The following is a 14,825-nucleotide window of genomic DNA, read 5'->3' as shown; positions in this document are numbered from 1 at the left end:
CGGTAGTCACCGTCGTTACAGCGTGACGCCGCTTTTAAAGATTGCCAGTTCGCGGAAATCATTGCGTTCGTTGCAGGTCTTCTTGCCGTTGGCGATATCGACGATCAGATCGACAAACTCCTCCAGCACCTGCGGCATCGCTTTCCCGTGAATTAACTGCCCGGCATCGAAATCAATCCAGTGCTTTTTCTTCGCCGCCAGCTCGCTGTTGGTAGCGATTTTTACCGTCGGAACGAAACCGCCATAAGGGGTGCCGCGGCCGGTACTGAACAGCACCATATGGCAGCCGGCGCCCGCCAGCGCGCTGGTCGCCACCGCGTCGTTACCCGGCGCGCTCAACAGATTCAACCCGTGGACTTTCAAACGTTCACCGTAGCGCAGAACGTCAACCACCTGGCTGGAACCCGCTTTCTGCGTGCAGCCAAGCGACTTATCTTCCAGCGTCGTGATACCGCCCGCTTTGTTACCCGGCGACGGGTTCTCGTAGATAGGCTGGTCGTGGGCGATAAAATACTGTTTAAAATCATTGACCATGGTGACCAGTTTGCCGAAGGTCTCTTCGTCGCGACAGTGGCTCATCAGTAGTTGCTCAGCGCCGAACATTTCCGGCACTTCGGTCAACACCGTAGTGCCGCCGTTCGCAATCAGGTAGTCAGAAAAACGCCCCAGCATTGGGTTAGCGGTAATGCCGGACAAGCCGTCCGAGCCGCCACACTCAAGGCCAAACTTCAGTTCGCTCAGTTTACCCGCTTCGCGTTTATCATGGCGCATCACTTCATAGAGCTGATGAAGATGCTCAATTCCCGCTTCCACTTCATCTTCCTGATGTTGGCAAATCATGAAGTGCACGCGTTCCGGGTCAAAATCCCCCAGCGTTTCACGGAAGGCATCAACCTGGTTGTTCTCGCAGCCAAGGCCAATCACCAACACCGCCCCGGCATTCGGGTGGCGGACCATGTTTTGCAGCATGGTACGGGTGTTGATATGGTCATCTCCCAACTGCGAGCAGCCGTAGGTGTGGCTGAAAAGGAAGACGCCGTCGGTGCCTTCCGCGTCGTTGGTCTCTTTCAGGAAACGATTCTGGATCTGCCGGGCGATGCCGTTAACACAGCCCACGGTCGGCAGGATCCATAATTCGTTACGCACGCCGACTTCACCGCTGGCGCGACGATAAATCTCGACGTCGCGATCCGCAGGCTGCGCCGGTTGTTCAACCAGGTCTGGTTGATAGCGATACGCGTCAAGATCGCTCAGATTGGTACGCGTATTGTGCGCGTGAACATGCTCGCCCGGCGCGATATCCGCCAGCGCATGACCAATCGGCAACCCGTACTTAATGACGTTTTCACCTTTCGCAATGGCCCGCAGCGCGAACTTATGACCGCGGACAACATCCTGGCTAAGGGTGACGGTATCGTTATCAATCGTCACCACGCTGCCTGACGTCATATCCGCCAGCGCCACCGCGACGTTATCCTGCGAATGGATTTTGATGTATTGCATATCAACCGACCTCTGGCCTTAGTTCAATTCAATGGCGAAGTAATCACGCGCATTGTTAAAGCAGATGTTTTTCACCATCTCGCCCAGCAGCGCGATATCCGCAGGCGCTTCGCCAGCAGCCACCCAGCGGCCGATCATCTGGCACAGAATACGGCGGAAGTATTCGTGGCGGGTGTAGGAGAGGAAGCTGCGGCTGTCGGTCAGCATGCCGACAAAGCGGCTCAGCAGGCCAAGCTGCGCCAGTTGGGTCATCTGACGTTCCATGCCGTCTTTCTGATCGTTGAACCACCAGCCGGAACCGAACTGCATCTTGCCCGGCATGCCTTCGCCCTGGAAGTTACCGATCATAGTGCCCAGCACTTCGTTATCGCGTGGGTTCAGGCAGTACAGAATAGTTTTCGGCAGCAGGTTTTCTTCGTTCTGCTTGCTCAGCAGCTTCGATAACTCTTCGGCCATCGGACGGTCATTGATGGAGTCGAAGCCAACATCCGGCCCTAACAGTTTGAACTGACGCAGGTTGTTATTACGCAGCGCGCCGATGTGGTACTGCTGTACCCAGCCGCGGCGCGCGTATTCCGCACCGAGGAACACCAGTACCGCCGTTTTGAACTGCGCGACTTCATGCTCGCTGAGCGTTTCGCCTGCCAGACGGCGCGCCAGGATGCTATCCAGTTCGTTATCGCTCGCTTCAGCGAACAGCACCACGTCCAGCGCGTGGTCGGAAACTTTACAGCCGTGAGCGGCAAAGTGATCCAGACGCTTAGTCAGCGCGCTTTGCAGATCGGCAAAACGGCGAATCTCGGTATCGGAGACTTCGCCAAGCTTGCTCATGTAATCGTTAAAAGTGGCCTGCTCGATGTTGAACGCTTTATCCGGACGCCAGCTCGGCAATACCTTGATATCAAAAGTACTATCTTTGGCGACCGCTGCATGATGCTCCAGTGAATCAATCGGATCGTCGGTCGTCCCCACCATCTTCACATTCATCTGCTTCATGATTCCACGGGCGGAGAACGACTCCTGAGCCAGCAACTCATTACACTGGTCCCAGATTTCATCCGCCGTGGCTGGCGACAACAACTTACCTGTAATACCAAAAGGACGGCGCAGCTCTAAATGCGTCCAGTGGTAAAGCGGGTTACCGATGGTATGAGGAACGGTTGCCGCCCAGGCGTCAAATTTCTCGCGATCGGAGGCATCACCGGTACACAGGCGCTCCGCCACGCCGTTGGTACGCATCGCGCGCCATTTGTAATGGTCGCCTTTCAGCCAGATGTCATACAGGTTCTTAAAACGATAATTTTCGGCAACCTGTTGCGGCGGAAGGTGGCAGTGGTAGTCGAAAATCGGCTGATCTTTGGCGTAATCGTGGTACAGGCGGCGGGCAAACTCGGTATCAAGCAGAAAATCTTCGGTCATAAACGGTGTCATTGTCGTGTCCTCTTCGCCCCATCAAGGAGCCCATCAGATGATTGACTCTAATGCTGACAAAGTTATCACACCAATTTCTACAGGCCGAAGTATTTTTCGTGAGTTAGATCAATAAACGTCGACAAAAAAAGCACCACCAAAGGAGTAAACATCGCTGCAAGCCGCGCCAGTACTGGCTTTAATTGACGCGATTAATGTCCCTACAAACTTTCCCACTTTTGTGACAGTACTCAACTTTTAAAGTTGTATGACAAGTTATCTTTCTGCCGTCGCAACATATAAACCGACGGAATGCATTACCGGTGTGAATAACATCGGCTTAAACGGTAGGGATGCCGGTTTCACTTTAACCACTGATGGCAAGGTTCAGTTCACGTCCTGAACCCTCCGTTTCCCCCTCTTACTCCCCTGGCGGGACGAAAGATGGCCGCAGACGCTGCGGAGAGACAACAACGATGAGGTTTTACATGCGTAAAATTAAAGGGTTACGTTGGTATATGATCGCACTGGTGACGCTGGGCACCGTGCTGGGTTACCTGACTCGTAACACCGTAGCGGCGGCTGCGCCGACGCTGATGGAAGAGTTGCACATATCAACCCAACAATATTCTTATATCATCGCCGCCTACTCCGCTGCATATACCGTTATGCAGCCGGTTGCCGGCTATGTGCTCGATGTGCTTGGCACCAAAATTGGCTACGCCTTCTTTGCTATCGCCTGGGCGGTATTCTGCGGTTCAACGGCGCTGGCAGGCAGCTGGGGCGGCCTGGCGCTGGCCCGCGGCGCGGTCGGCGCAGCGGAAGCAGCGATGATCCCTGCCGGTCTGAAAGCCAGCTCCGAATGGTTCCCGGCGAAAGAGCGTTCCATCGCCGTCGGCTATTTCAACGTCGGCTCTTCTATCGGCGCGATGATAGCTCCGCCGCTGGTGGTATGGGCGATTGTCATGCATAGCTGGCAGATGGCATTTATTATTTCCGGGGTACTGAGCTTCGCCTGGGCAATGGCCTGGCTGATTTTCTACAAACACCCGCGCGATCAGAAAAAACTCACCGATGAAGAACGTGACTACATCATCGGCGGCCAGGAATCTCAGCATCAGACTAACAACGCGAAGAAAATGTCGCCGTGGCAGATCCTGCGTAACCGTCAGTTCTGGGGTATTGCGCTGCCGCGCTTCCTCGCAGAACCGGCCTGGGGTACCTTCAACGCCTGGATCCCGCTGTTCATGTTTAAGGTTTACGGCTTTAACCTGAAAGAGATTGCTATGTTCGCCTGGATGCCAATGCTGTTCGCCGACCTCGGCTGCATCGTCGGCGGCTACCTGCCACCGCTGTTCCAGCGTTGGTTTGGCGTGAATCTTATCGTCTCACGTAAAATGGTCGTGACGATGGGCGCCCTGCTGATGATTGGTCCTGGCATGATTGGCCTGTTCACCAGCCCGTATGTGGCGATTGCGCTGCTGTGCGTCGGCGGTTTTGCTCACCAGGCCTTGTCCGGCGCGCTGATCACCCTCTCTTCCGACGTATTTGGTCGTAACGAAGTGGCGACCGCCAACGGTCTGACCGGGATGGCGGCATGGCTGGCCAGCACCATGTTCGCGCTGGTCGTCGGCGCGCTGGCGGATACCATCGGCTTCAGCCCGCTGTTCGCGGTGCTGGCGGTCTTCGACCTGCTGGGCGCGCTGGTTATCTGGACGGTACTGAAAAACAAACCGGCCGACGATGACTCGACGCCGCTCAATACCAGTAAACCGGTGACGCAAAGCTAGACTGCGAGATGATTTTGCACCGACTAAGCCGCCTTTAAGGCGGCTTTTTTTATGCCTTCCAGTGGTGGAAAGCGCGTAAAAGTGGTATAACAAATCGAATATTGTCGCCATCTTTCGGGAGCGAATATGGAAATCAGTGAACCGCGCCGTCTCTATCAGCAGCTTGCCGCTGAGCTAAAGACGCGTATCGAACAAGGCGTCTACCTTGTAGGGGATAAGCTGCCCGCAGAGCGCTTCATCGCCGATGAAAAAAGCGTCAGCCGCACCGTGGTTCGCGAAGCCATCATCATGCTGGAAGTCGAAGGCTATGTTGAAGTCCGCAAAGGCTCCGGCATCCACGTTATTTCCAACCACCCGAAATACCAACAGGTGGTGGATGAATCGCTGGAGTTCGCCAACTATGGTCCGTTTGAATTACTCCAGGCCCGTCAGTTGATTGAGAGCAATATCGCTGAATTCGCCGCAACTCAGGTGACCAAACAGGACATCATGAAGCTAATGGAAATTCAGGAGAAAGCCCGCAACGAGAAGTGCTTCCGTGATTCCGAATGGGACCTGCAGTTCCATGTCCAGGTCGCGCTGGCTACCCAGAACACCGCCCTTGCCGCCATCGTTGAAAAAATGTGGACCCAGCGGGTACACAACCCGTACTGGAAAAAACTGCACGACCACATCGACCTGCGCACCGTCGACAACTGGTGCGACGATCATGACCAAATCCTCAAGGCGTTAATTCGTAAAGACCCTCACGCGGCGAAGCTGGCGATGTGGCAGCATCTGGAAAATACCAAGCTGATGCTGTTTAACGAAACCAGCGATGACTTTGAATTCAATGCCGATCGCTACCTGTTTGCCGAAAATCCGGTGGTTCATCTCGATACCGCAGCGAACGGGGCAAAATAACGTATTATCCCCTCCACGGGCAGAACCCCTTTTTCTGCCCGCAAACCCGACAGGGTAAGCAAAGCATATATAGTGTCAGCCTGTGTAAATCCTCTCGCTACTCGTCCCCGCAACCCGCAAAATCAATCAGCAACAAACTGCAATTTCTCTGACGGAAAGTCAGCTAGTTTGTTACAATTAGATGCATTTTGTCGTTCTGCATGTAAGTGTTTACTTACTGTTTAATCAAGGATCCGATCAGAACGTCTCAACAGCGGCCATACTCTAAAAAATAATCTAGTCGCTATGTATAAGACGTACCGTTAACCGATGTACCAGGAATCGTGAATGGAACTACTAACCCAATTACTGAATGCCTTATGGGCCCAGGATTACGAAACGCTCGCTAATCCCTCCATGATTGGCATGCTCTATTTTGTCTTATTTATGATTTTGTTCCTTGAGAACGGTTTACTGCCGGCGGCGTTTTTACCGGGTGATAGCCTGCTGGTGCTGGTCGGTGTTTTGATCGCCAAAGGGGCGATGGGCTTCCCGGAAACGCTACTGCTTTTGACGGCGGCGGCCAGCCTCGGCTGCTGGGTGAGCTACATCCAGGGACGCTGGCTGGGCAATACGCGGATCGTGCAAAACTGGCTATCGCATTTACCGTCGCATTATCACCAGCGAGCCCATCACCTGTTCCACAAGCACGGGTTATCAGCGCTGCTAATTGGCCGCTTTATCGCCTTCGTACGTACCCTACTGCCAACGATTGCCGGTATCTCCGGTCTGAATAACGCGCGTTTCCAGTTCTTTAACTGGATGAGCGGTCTGCTGTGGGTGTTGATTCTTACCTCTCTCGGCTATCTGCTGGGTAAAACACCGGTATTCCTGAAGTATGAAGATCAGCTGATGTCGTGCCTGATGCTGCTGCCGGTTGCGCTGCTGGTCTTCGGTCTGATCGGCTCCCTGGTTGTACTGTGGAAGAAAAAACACAGCAGTCGGAGCTGAGCATGGTCATCAAACGTCCTTCCTGGCGCCAGCTGCGGTGGATGCTGGGCGGCTCACTGCTGCTTTGCGCCAGCGTCTGGCTGTGGCTGACCGTCAGTCAGCATGAGTCCACTCTGGCCATCCGTCCCGTCAGCCAGGGCGTCGCTATGCCGGACGGTTTTTCCGTCTGGCATCATCTTGACGCCAACGGCATCCGTTTTAAGAGCATCACCCCGCAAAAAGACGGCCTGCTGATCAAATTCGACTCCAACGCCCAAGGCGCCGCGGCAAAAGAAGTATTGGGCCGAGCTCTGCCTCACGGTTATATTATTGCTCTGGTGGATGAAGAAAATTCTGCCACCGCCTGGTTATCCCGCCTGCGCGATGCTCCGCGCCGTTTTGGATAACGCGTCAAAAATTCCGAATCTTTTCGTACGGTTTGGTGATGTCCCGCTTTCGTGTCTATTATTAAGACTGCGGGAACCGCCTGGCTCGTATTGTTGACTGGATTGGGTATATCACCGATATCCCCTCACACAATGGAAGGTAGAATCCATGAAATACCGCATCGCACTATTACTGGCACTGACCTCACTTAGCGCCAGCGCCTTCGCAGCCTCTCCTTGTCAGGAAAAAGAACAGAGTATCCAACGGGAGATCAGCTATGCCGAAAAACACCATAATCAGCATCGCATTGACGGCCTGAACAGAGCGCTGCAGGAAGTTCGCGCTAACTGCAGCGACAGTAAAGTCAGGGCCGATCATCAGCGGAAAATCGCTAAACAGAAGGCCGAAGTTGCCGAACGTCAGCGCGATCTGAGCGAGGCGAAGCAGAAAGGCGATGCAGACAAAATTAGCAAACGGGAACGCAAACTGGATGAAGCGCAGCAGGAACTGAAAGCGCTTGAGTCACGCGATTATTAATTGGTAAACGCTACAGGAGAACAAGATGGCTAAAGATAACGTTGCAGAAGATCTACGCGCTGAGCTGAAAAATCTGGCTGATACGCTGGAAGAAGTTCTGAACTCCTCAACCGATAAATCAAAAGAAGAACTCGGCAAACTGCGTAGCAAAGCGGAAAGCGTGCTGAAAGACAGCCGTGTGCGTCTCAGCGACACCAGCGATGCCATCGTTAAGCAGACGCGTGAAACCGCTGCTCGCGCCGATGAGTACGTTCGCGAGAATCCGTGGACCGGCGTGGGTATTGGCGCAGCTGTCGGGCTGGTGGTCGGCGTACTGCTGTCGCGCCGTTAATTATGGCAAACTCTCAACACACGCAGGGCCCGGGACAGAGCGTATTCGGCATCGGCCAGCGGATCATTACGCTGCTGGTCGAAATGGTGGAAACGCGTTTGCGCCTGGTCGTCGTGGAGCTGGAAGAGGAGAAAGCGAACCTCTTCCAGCTGTTGCTGATGCTCGGGCTAACGCTGCTATTCGCCGCTTTTGGGCTGATGAGCCTGCTGGTGCTGATCATCTGGGCCGTCGATCCGCAGTACCGCCTGCATGTGATGATCGCGACCACCAGCGTCCTGTTGCTCGCCTCATTGATAGGGGGAATTTGGACCCTCAGGAAAGCTCGCCGCTCCACGTTTTTACGTCATACCCGCGACGAGCTGGCGAACGATCGCGCGCTGCTTGAGGACGAACGTCGATGAGCGGCCAACAGGAACGCGACCAGCGAAAAGCGCTGCTGCTGCGCCAAATCCAGCAACAGCGGCTGGATTTGGCCGCCAGCCATCGTCACTGGCTGGAAGCCACCTCGCCTATCGATCGCGGCTGGCAAACGCTGAAACACCTGCGTTCATGGGCGATGGTCGGCAGCGGGGTAATGGCTATCTGGTCAGTACGCCATCCGCGCTTTTTAATCCGCTGGGGCAAACGCGGCCTCGGCATCTGGAGCACCTGGCGGATGGTCAAAGGGATTCTGCGCCAGTCCGCATCGCGTTAATTGCTCGCTCAGTGCGCCAGCGCGCTGAGCTCTTGTTCGCTTAAACCGGTGGTTTTACTGACCAGCGCGCTATCAACGCCGTTACGAAGCATCGCAAGAGCTATTTTACGCGTCGCCTGACGTTCTCCTTCTTCTCTACCTTCTTCACGCCCCTGTTTTCTTCCCTTTGTGCGCCCACGCTCTTCAAACCATTCTGCTAATGTCATCAGTTGCTCCTTATGTTCAGGCATTCCCTGCGCCAGTTGACGAAAAAATCTGCCAGGGCTAGTCAACTGGCCGGAACGGGCAAGGATAAGATGCCTCTGGTGATAAAACAATCAATAGCCACGCACGCTGCGAGGCGCCTCGGAAAATATTTTCACCGATCGCACCAATTGCTCAGAAACTTTGAAAAAGAACTACAGTTTTCCTTGCTAACAATCCCCTCTCAAGCTCGCTAATATCCTCTCCATCGACAGCAAGCCCGCGTAACCACGCAGGATTGCTCTAAAAAACGAAATCGCCGCCCTTTGGGTTTTCTGGAGTAAGAAATGAAAAAATTAGAAGATGTTGGTGTACTGGTAGCGCGTATTCTGATGCCGATTCTGTTCATTACCGCTGGTTGGGGAAAAATCACCGGATATGCAGGTACGCAGCAGTATATGGAAGCAATGGGTGTTCCGGGAGCGCTGCTGCCGCTGACTATTCTGCTTGAGTTTGGCGGCGGTCTGGCAATTCTGTTCGGTTTCCTGACTCGCACTACCGCGCTGTTCACCGCAGGCTTTACCCTGCTGACCGCGTTCCTGTTCCACAGCAACTTTGCTGAAGGCGTGAACTCGCTGATGTTCATGAAAAACCTGACCATCGCTGGTGGTTATCTGCTGCTGGCCGTGACGGGTCCGGGCGCATTCAGCATCGACCGCGTGCTGAATAAAAAGTGGTAAGCACACTATACTGAGTAAAAATCTAAAAAAGCGAGGGGCTATCTCCTCGCTTTTGCTATCTGAAGGAGGAAGTAATGGGACAATTAGTCGACGGCGTCTGGCAAGATACCTGGTATGACACCAAATCCACCGGAGGACGGTTCAAGCGTTCCGTTTCAGCCTTCCGCAACTGGCTCACCGCCGATGGCGCGCCAGGCCCTGCGGGCGAAGGTGGCTTCGCCGCAGAGAAAGACCGCTATCATCTGTACGTTTCACTGGCCTGTCCGTGGGCCCATCGCACCCTGATTCTGCGCAAGTTGAAAGGATTAGAGCCCTTTATATCCGTCTCGGTTGTTCATCCGCTGATGCTGGAAAACGGCTGGACCTTCGCCGACGATTTCCCGGATGCGACCGGCGACCAGCTCTATCATCATCAGTTCCTCTATCAGCTTTATCTGCAGGCCGATCCGCATTACACCGGCCGGGTGACCGTTCCGGTGCTGTGGGATAAAAAACAACAGACCATCGTCAGCAATGAGTCGGCTGAAATTATCCGCATGTTCAATACCGCGTTTGATGGCCTGGGGGCGCGCGCGGGCGACTATTATCCGCCGGCGTTGCGAGAAAAGATCGATGATCTGAATAGCTGGATCTACGACAACGTTAACAACGGGGTGTATAAAGCCGGTTTCGCCACCAGCCAGCAGGCCTATGACGAAGCCGTAGACGCGCTGTTTACCTCGCTCGAACGCCTTGAGCAGATCCTCGGTCAGCACCGCTACCTGACCGGGAACCAGTTAACGGAAGCGGATATCCGCCTGTGGACAACGCTGGTTCGTTTCGACCCGGTGTATGTTACCCACTTTAAATGCGATAAGCGCCGTATCAGCGACTATCTCAACCTGTACGGTTTCCTGCGCGATATCTACCAGATGCCGGGGATTGCGGAAACGGTGAATTTCCCGCATATCCGCAATCACTATTATCGCAGCCACAAAACCATCAACCCGACGGGGATCATCTCCGTGGGCCCGCAGCAGGATCTCAACGAACCACACGGGCGGGATCGTTTTTCCCGCTGATCGATAAGGCGCCGAAGGGCGCCTTTTATTCGGATAACGGATATTTACCAGTTTGATATTCACGCCTATGATTATTTTGATCGCTTTGAAAACAAGTGATTAATGGTTAACTAAGGCGTGAGAAAATGGACTGGTATCTAAAAGTATTACGAAACTATATTGGCTTTGGCGGCCGTGCCCGGCGCAAAGAGTACTGGATGTTTATTCTGGTCAACATCATTCTCACCGCAGTGCTAAGCATCATTGATAAGATGCTCGGCTGGCAACGTGCTGGGGGTGAAGGCATCCTGACGACCATTTACGGCGTGCTGGTTTTTTTACCCTGGTGGGCGGTGCAGTTTCGTCGCCTGCATGACACCGACCGCTCGGCGTGGTGGCTACTGCTGCTGCTGATCCCGGTCATCGGCTGGCTGGTGATTTTGATTTTCAATTGTCAGAACGGCACGCCCGGCAACAATCGCTTTGGGCCAAATCCAAAACCCTACTCCTACTGATTTACGCGCTCCTCGCGGCGGAGGAGCGCATCTTCCCGTTATCTGCCGGTAAACAGTTTCGGGATCTCCCGCAGACACCAGGATTTGGCTTCGCCCATGCTGTCGCGGCGCCAGGCCATAATGATATCGATTTCATTGGTATATTCAGGGCTTACGACCCGCAAGCGCCCTTCGGCAATATCCTTCTCAACCAACGGATACGGCATGGTCGCCACGCCAAGCCCCGCCAGCAGCGCCTGGCGTTTATCTTCAATAGTGCTGACGGTTAAACGCGGCTGCTTATCCAGCAGCTGCACCGTCAGAACCGGACGCTCGCGCGCGGTATCCGCCACCGCGACGCCGCGATATTTCACCCGCGTCACCTCAGAAAGCGGTTCTGGCTCCTGATGAATCGGGTGATCCGGCGCGGCAACATAAACACTTAAAACCGAATAGAGCTTACGCGAGTTAATTTCTGACGATGAACGAAAATGCATATCCGGCGCGACGACAATATCAGCACGCCCCTGCTCCAGCCGTTCCCAGGCACCGGCCAGCACTTCGGTAATAATCGACAGCTGGGTATTGGATTTAGTCGCCAGTTTCTCAATCAGCGGAAACAGATCGGTGGTAGGAACCAACGCTTCGGTAACAATAGTGAGATGGGTTTCCCAACCGCGCGACAGCGCTTCGGCATCGGTGGTCAGCTTGTCCGCCGCTTCCAGCAGCACGCGGCCGCGTTCCAGCAGCATGCGGCCAACGTTCGTAAATTTTGTGCGATGGCCGGAACGGTCAAACAGCACCACATCCAGTTCTTCTTCCAGTTTTTGCATGGTGTAGCTTAGGGCTGAAGGCACGCGCCCCAGCTCGTCAGCCGCAGCGGCAAAGCTCCCGCGTCGGTCTATTGCATCCATTACGCGTAACGCTTCCAGCGTTAATGCTCTCTCTTTCGCCATTTCGCTCTCATTCAGGAATTTTGAACATACCGGGCAGAATATCTGGCTAACAATACAGCGTCCATACCTTTACCATTGATTTAGTGTAAAGAGAGGTCAAGAAAATGATTACAACCCGAACAGCCAAACAATGCGGTCAAGCAGACTTCGGCTGGCTGCAGGCCCGCTACACCTTTTCCTTTGGCCACTACTTCGACCCTAAATTGCTGGGTTACGCCTCATTGCGCGTACTCAATCAAGAAGTGCTGGCGCCGGGCGCGTCATTTCAGCCGCGCACCTACCCAAAGGTCGATATCCTGAATCTGATTCTGGAAGGTGAAGCGGAATACCGCGATAGCGACGGCAACCACATACAGGCAAAAGCTGGCGAAGCCCTGCTGCTCTCCACCCAACCGGGGGTCAGCTACAGCGAGCATAATCTCAGTAAAGAGCAGTCGTTGACGCGCATGCAGCTGTGGCTCGACGCCTGTCCGGAGCGCGAAAACCCGCTGGTACAGAAAATGACGGTTGGCGATTCGCCGATTCAGCTATTAGCCTCACCGGACGGCAGCGGCGACAGTTTACAGCTGCGTCAGCAGGTGTGGATCCATCATCTGCAGCTGGCGAAGGGCGAAGAGATCAACGTTCAACTGCACGGCCCGCGCGCCTATCTGCAGTCGATTCACGGGACGGTACATGCCGTGGCAAAAAAGGAAGAGAAACAGGCATTAACCTGCGGCGATGGCGCGTTTATTCGTGACGAAGCTAACATTACCCTCGTCGCCGATACGCCGCTGCGCGCTTTGCTGATAGATTTACCGGTGTAACAAGGAAGCCCGGGAGTTTGTGAGTGAGCAAGAAAAAAAGCAAAAAGGCAAAATCGTTAGACCAGCCAGTCGCTGTGGAAACCATGAGCCCAATCGGCTTTGGCTATGAAGAGATGCTGAGTGAACTGGAAGCCATCGTGGAAGATGCGCAAACGCGGTTGCAGGATGAAGATAACGCCGCCTGAAGAAATCGGCCCCATAGCGGGGCCGACTTTATTACTCGCTCAATGCCTGAGAGAGATCTTTTTTCACCTGAGTACGCTGTTCCGGTGTCAGTACCTGATTTACGCCGAAATAGTACTTCACGCGATAATAGCGCACCTGTTGCTCAACCTTGCTAAAGGCCGCCAGCTGATCTTTAACCGCTTTTTCATTCCACTTACCAGAATCGATCACGTCAAATAGCACGCCATCTTTAATATCTTTCTGTGAAATCTGCTGGACGTTCTTTTCCATTTCCTGATGCAGGCTCTTAATTTTTGCGACCTGATCCTGGCTCAATTTTAAATGCTGAACGATAGGATCCTGAGCCGGCGCCGGCGCGGCGGTAACCTCAGCGGCCTGTGCCGCCATGGAGAACCCTGCGGCTACAGCCATCATTAATACCATCCGAGAAAGTTTGTTCATCTTGTTATCCTGAATAAGTACGTAGTGATAAGACGACCTATTATTCCCTGAACAATAATGACGATGTGTAAAAAATCATGTTCACCAGTGTAAATATTCAGATAATATATTCACCAAATGAATTGCATAAAATATAAAATTCTTCTTACTTATTGAACACGTGCTAAATCCGCTGATGTTAAATTAATATCCATGCGTGGCGCGGCCAGCAAGATATTATTTTCATCAAGCGTATTTTTGATATTCTCCAGAAAATCGAAATAGGTATCCCAATACTCAGCATTTTTCACCCATACGCGAATGGTAAAGTTAAGCGAACCGGGCGCCAGCTCAATCAGGCGAACGGTGGTACCGCGAGAATGATCGATGCGCTTTTCATTATCGATGAGCGTCTGGATAACCTGTTTAACGTGCGATATTTGGCTATGACACGCTACGCCGAGCGTAAGATCGATGCGGCGATAGGGATGGCGGGAGTAGTTAACGATGCTATCGGCAATAATTTTACCGTTCGGGATAATGACTTCTTTATTATCTACAGTAAGCAGCGTCGTAGAAAAAACATGTACCGATTGCACCATCCCTGAAACCGAACCAACCTGCACGAAATTACCCGCCCTGAATGGACGCAGAGTCACCAGCAGTACGCCAGCGGCAAAATTTGACAGCGAGCCCTGCAGCGCCAGGCCAATGGCCAGACCCGCCGCACCAATAACCGCGATGATGGAAGAAGTTTCAATCCCTACCCGGCCTAACGCGGCGATAATCGCAAAAGCCATGGTGATATAGCGCACCAGCGCGGCGAAGAAGTGGACGATTGTCGCATCTACGTTGCGTCGCAGCAGAATTTTCTCGAAGGTTTTGGCGAGGACTTTTGCAAGCATTCTCCCGATAAAAAGAATAATCAGCGCCGCCACGATATTCCAGGCAAACTGCATAATCGTCTCGCCATGACCAACCAGCCATGCTATTGCCGTTTTGAGTTGAGGGAATAACACTACATTTTTCACGTCCACCGCCCCTGTCTGGATAACACGTAAAACCTGCTATCCATTAAGCTGAATGATGACCGCTGCAAATGAGGGATTGAGATTAATGGATAGAAGATACATTTTCAAAGCGTGACAGTATCAACGAGCGCGGCCTGCAATGCAGCCAGAAAGCTGTTTAAAAGTGGACAGTCATTCATCTTTGTTCCACCCTCCGGATAGCAAAAACCCCGCCGGAGCGGGGTTTTTACATTAAAGAGGTGAAACTGACCGATAAGCCGCTTTCTTTCTGGTATAGCGTCGTGGACAGTCATTCATTTTTGTTCCAACCTCCAGATAGCAAAAACCCCGCCGGAGCGGGGTTTTTACATTAAAGAGGTGAAACTGACCGATAAGCCGCTTTCTTTCTGATATAGCGTCGTGGACAGTCATTCATTTTTGTTCCAACCTCCAGATAGCAAAAACC

Annotated in this window: 19 protein-coding genes; 13 read left to right on the top strand and 6 right to left on the bottom strand. The window is 53.3% G+C overall.

Annotated elements, in window-relative coordinates:
• Positions 1–15: 15 nt before the first annotated feature.
• Both ABLU86_RS08260 and uxaC read right to left on the bottom strand, forming a co-directional pair.
• Positions 16–1,503, bottom strand: coding sequence for an altronate dehydratase family protein (locus ABLU86_RS08260; protein WP_047053680.1), 1,488 nt, complete (start codon positions 1,501–1,503; stop codon positions 16–18).
• Positions 1,504–1,521: 18 nt separating this feature from the next.
• The gene (gene uxaC, locus ABLU86_RS08255) at positions 1,522–2,934 is read right to left on the bottom strand and encodes a glucuronate isomerase (RefSeq protein ID WP_045359741.1); all 1,413 of its coding nucleotides are present in this window, start codon (positions 2,932–2,934) and stop codon (positions 1,522–1,524) included.
• A 467-nt stretch (positions 2,935–3,401) separates the two neighbouring features.
• Between uxaC and exuT the strand changes: the two genes are divergently transcribed.
• From exuT to ABLU86_RS08215, 8 genes are all read left to right on the top strand, one after another.
• Positions 3,402–4,703 (top strand): hexuronate transporter ExuT, encoded by a 1,302-nt coding sequence (exuT, locus tag ABLU86_RS08250; protein ID WP_042897896.1) that lies wholly within the window; start codon positions 3,402–3,404, stop codon positions 4,701–4,703.
• Positions 4,704–4,829: 126 nt separating this feature from the next.
• Complete coding sequence (gene exuR, locus ABLU86_RS08245) at positions 4,830–5,606, top strand: transcriptional regulator ExuR (RefSeq protein ID WP_015369577.1); 777 nt, start codon at positions 4,830–4,832, stop codon at positions 5,604–5,606.
• A gap of 327 nt (positions 5,607–5,933) precedes the next feature.
• Entirely contained in the window at positions 5,934–6,596 is a 663-nt protein-coding gene (gene yqjA / locus ABLU86_RS08240; RefSeq protein ID WP_015369576.1) for a DedA family general envelope maintenance protein YqjA, read from the top strand.
• A gap of 8 nt (positions 6,597–6,604) precedes the next feature.
• The gene (mzrA, locus tag ABLU86_RS08235; RefSeq protein ID WP_161798763.1) at positions 6,605–6,982 is read left to right on the top strand and encodes an EnvZ/OmpR regulon moderator MzrA; all 378 of its coding nucleotides are present in this window, start codon (positions 6,605–6,607) and stop codon (positions 6,980–6,982) included.
• Between the two features lie 148 nt (positions 6,983–7,130).
• Positions 7,131–7,499, top strand: a complete 369-nt coding sequence (locus ABLU86_RS08230) for a DUF1090 domain-containing protein (RefSeq protein WP_015369574.1) — start codon at positions 7,131–7,133, stop codon at positions 7,497–7,499.
• 25 nt (positions 7,500–7,524) lie between these two features.
• Entirely contained in the window at positions 7,525–7,830 is a 306-nt protein-coding gene (locus ABLU86_RS08225; RefSeq protein ID WP_015369573.1) for a YqjD family protein, read from the top strand.
• 2 nt (positions 7,831–7,832) lie between these two features.
• Positions 7,833–8,231 (top strand): phage holin family protein, encoded by a 399-nt coding sequence (locus ABLU86_RS08220; protein ID WP_032712570.1) that lies wholly within the window; start codon positions 7,833–7,835, stop codon positions 8,229–8,231.
• On the top strand, positions 8,228–8,524 hold the full coding sequence (locus ABLU86_RS08215) for a YqjK-like family protein (RefSeq protein ID WP_015703570.1): 297 nt from the start codon (positions 8,228–8,230) through the stop codon (positions 8,522–8,524). The genes ABLU86_RS08220 and ABLU86_RS08215 overlap by 4 nt, the downstream gene beginning before the upstream one ends.
• Before the next feature lie 8 nt (positions 8,525–8,532).
• Here ABLU86_RS08215 and ABLU86_RS08210 read toward each other — a convergent pair whose 3' ends face one another.
• Complete coding sequence (locus ABLU86_RS08210) at positions 8,533–8,730, bottom strand: transposase (RefSeq protein WP_015369570.1); 198 nt, start codon at positions 8,728–8,730, stop codon at positions 8,533–8,535.
• Between the two features lie 324 nt (positions 8,731–9,054).
• On the opposite strand from ABLU86_RS08210, the gene ABLU86_RS08205 reads away from it, so the two are divergent.
• The 3 genes from ABLU86_RS08205 (at position 9,055) to ABLU86_RS08195 (ending at position 11,002) form a co-directional block, all read left to right on the top strand.
• Positions 9,055–9,447, top strand: a complete 393-nt coding sequence (locus ABLU86_RS08205; RefSeq protein ID WP_015703571.1) for a DoxX family protein — start codon at positions 9,055–9,057, stop codon at positions 9,445–9,447.
• Positions 9,448–9,521: 74 nt separating this feature from the next.
• A complete protein-coding gene (locus ABLU86_RS08200; protein WP_015369568.1) occupies positions 9,522–10,508 on the top strand; it encodes a glutathione S-transferase family protein in 987 nt (328 codons plus the stop codon).
• Between the two features lie 125 nt (positions 10,509–10,633).
• Complete coding sequence (locus ABLU86_RS08195) at positions 10,634–11,002, top strand: DUF805 domain-containing protein (RefSeq protein ID WP_015369567.1); 369 nt, start codon at positions 10,634–10,636, stop codon at positions 11,000–11,002.
• A 38-nt stretch (positions 11,003–11,040) separates the two neighbouring features.
• Here ABLU86_RS08195 and ABLU86_RS08190 read toward each other — a convergent pair whose 3' ends face one another.
• The gene (locus ABLU86_RS08190) at positions 11,041–11,937 is read right to left on the bottom strand and encodes a LysR family transcriptional regulator (protein ID WP_015369566.1); all 897 of its coding nucleotides are present in this window, start codon (positions 11,935–11,937) and stop codon (positions 11,041–11,043) included.
• Positions 11,938–12,041: 104 nt separating this feature from the next.
• On the opposite strand from ABLU86_RS08190, the gene ABLU86_RS08185 reads away from it, so the two are divergent.
• Both ABLU86_RS08185 and ABLU86_RS08180 read left to right on the top strand, forming a co-directional pair.
• Positions 12,042–12,743: a pirin family protein gene (locus ABLU86_RS08185; protein ID WP_015703573.1), complete on the top strand. Its 702-nt coding sequence runs from the start codon at positions 12,042–12,044 to the stop codon at positions 12,741–12,743.
• 23 nt (positions 12,744–12,766) lie between these two features.
• On the top strand, positions 12,767–12,928 hold the full coding sequence (locus tag ABLU86_RS08180; RefSeq protein WP_015703574.1) for a hypothetical protein: 162 nt from the start codon (positions 12,767–12,769) through the stop codon (positions 12,926–12,928).
• A gap of 31 nt (positions 12,929–12,959) precedes the next feature.
• On the opposite strand, the gene ABLU86_RS08175 is transcribed toward ABLU86_RS08180, so the two are convergent.
• Positions 12,960–13,370 carry a hypothetical protein gene (locus tag ABLU86_RS08175; protein ID WP_045359734.1) on the bottom strand — a complete coding sequence of 137 codons (411 nt, stop codon included), beginning with the start codon at positions 13,368–13,370 and terminating at the stop codon, positions 12,960–12,962.
• Positions 13,371–13,519: 149 nt separating this feature from the next.
• Positions 13,520–14,380 carry a mechanosensitive ion channel domain-containing protein gene (locus ABLU86_RS08170; protein WP_032712573.1) on the bottom strand — a complete coding sequence of 287 codons (861 nt, stop codon included), beginning with the start codon at positions 14,378–14,380 and terminating at the stop codon, positions 13,520–13,522.
• Between the last annotated feature and the right edge of the window lie 445 nt (positions 14,381–14,825).

It is taken from the genome of Klebsiella sp. JN_Kp121 (assembly GCF_040062145.1).
Lineage (GTDB): Bacteria > Pseudomonadota > Gammaproteobacteria > Enterobacterales > Enterobacteriaceae > Klebsiella > Klebsiella aerogenes.
Note: the sequence above shows the minus strand (reverse complement) of the source record. Positions and strands in the feature narration are given on the sequence as shown.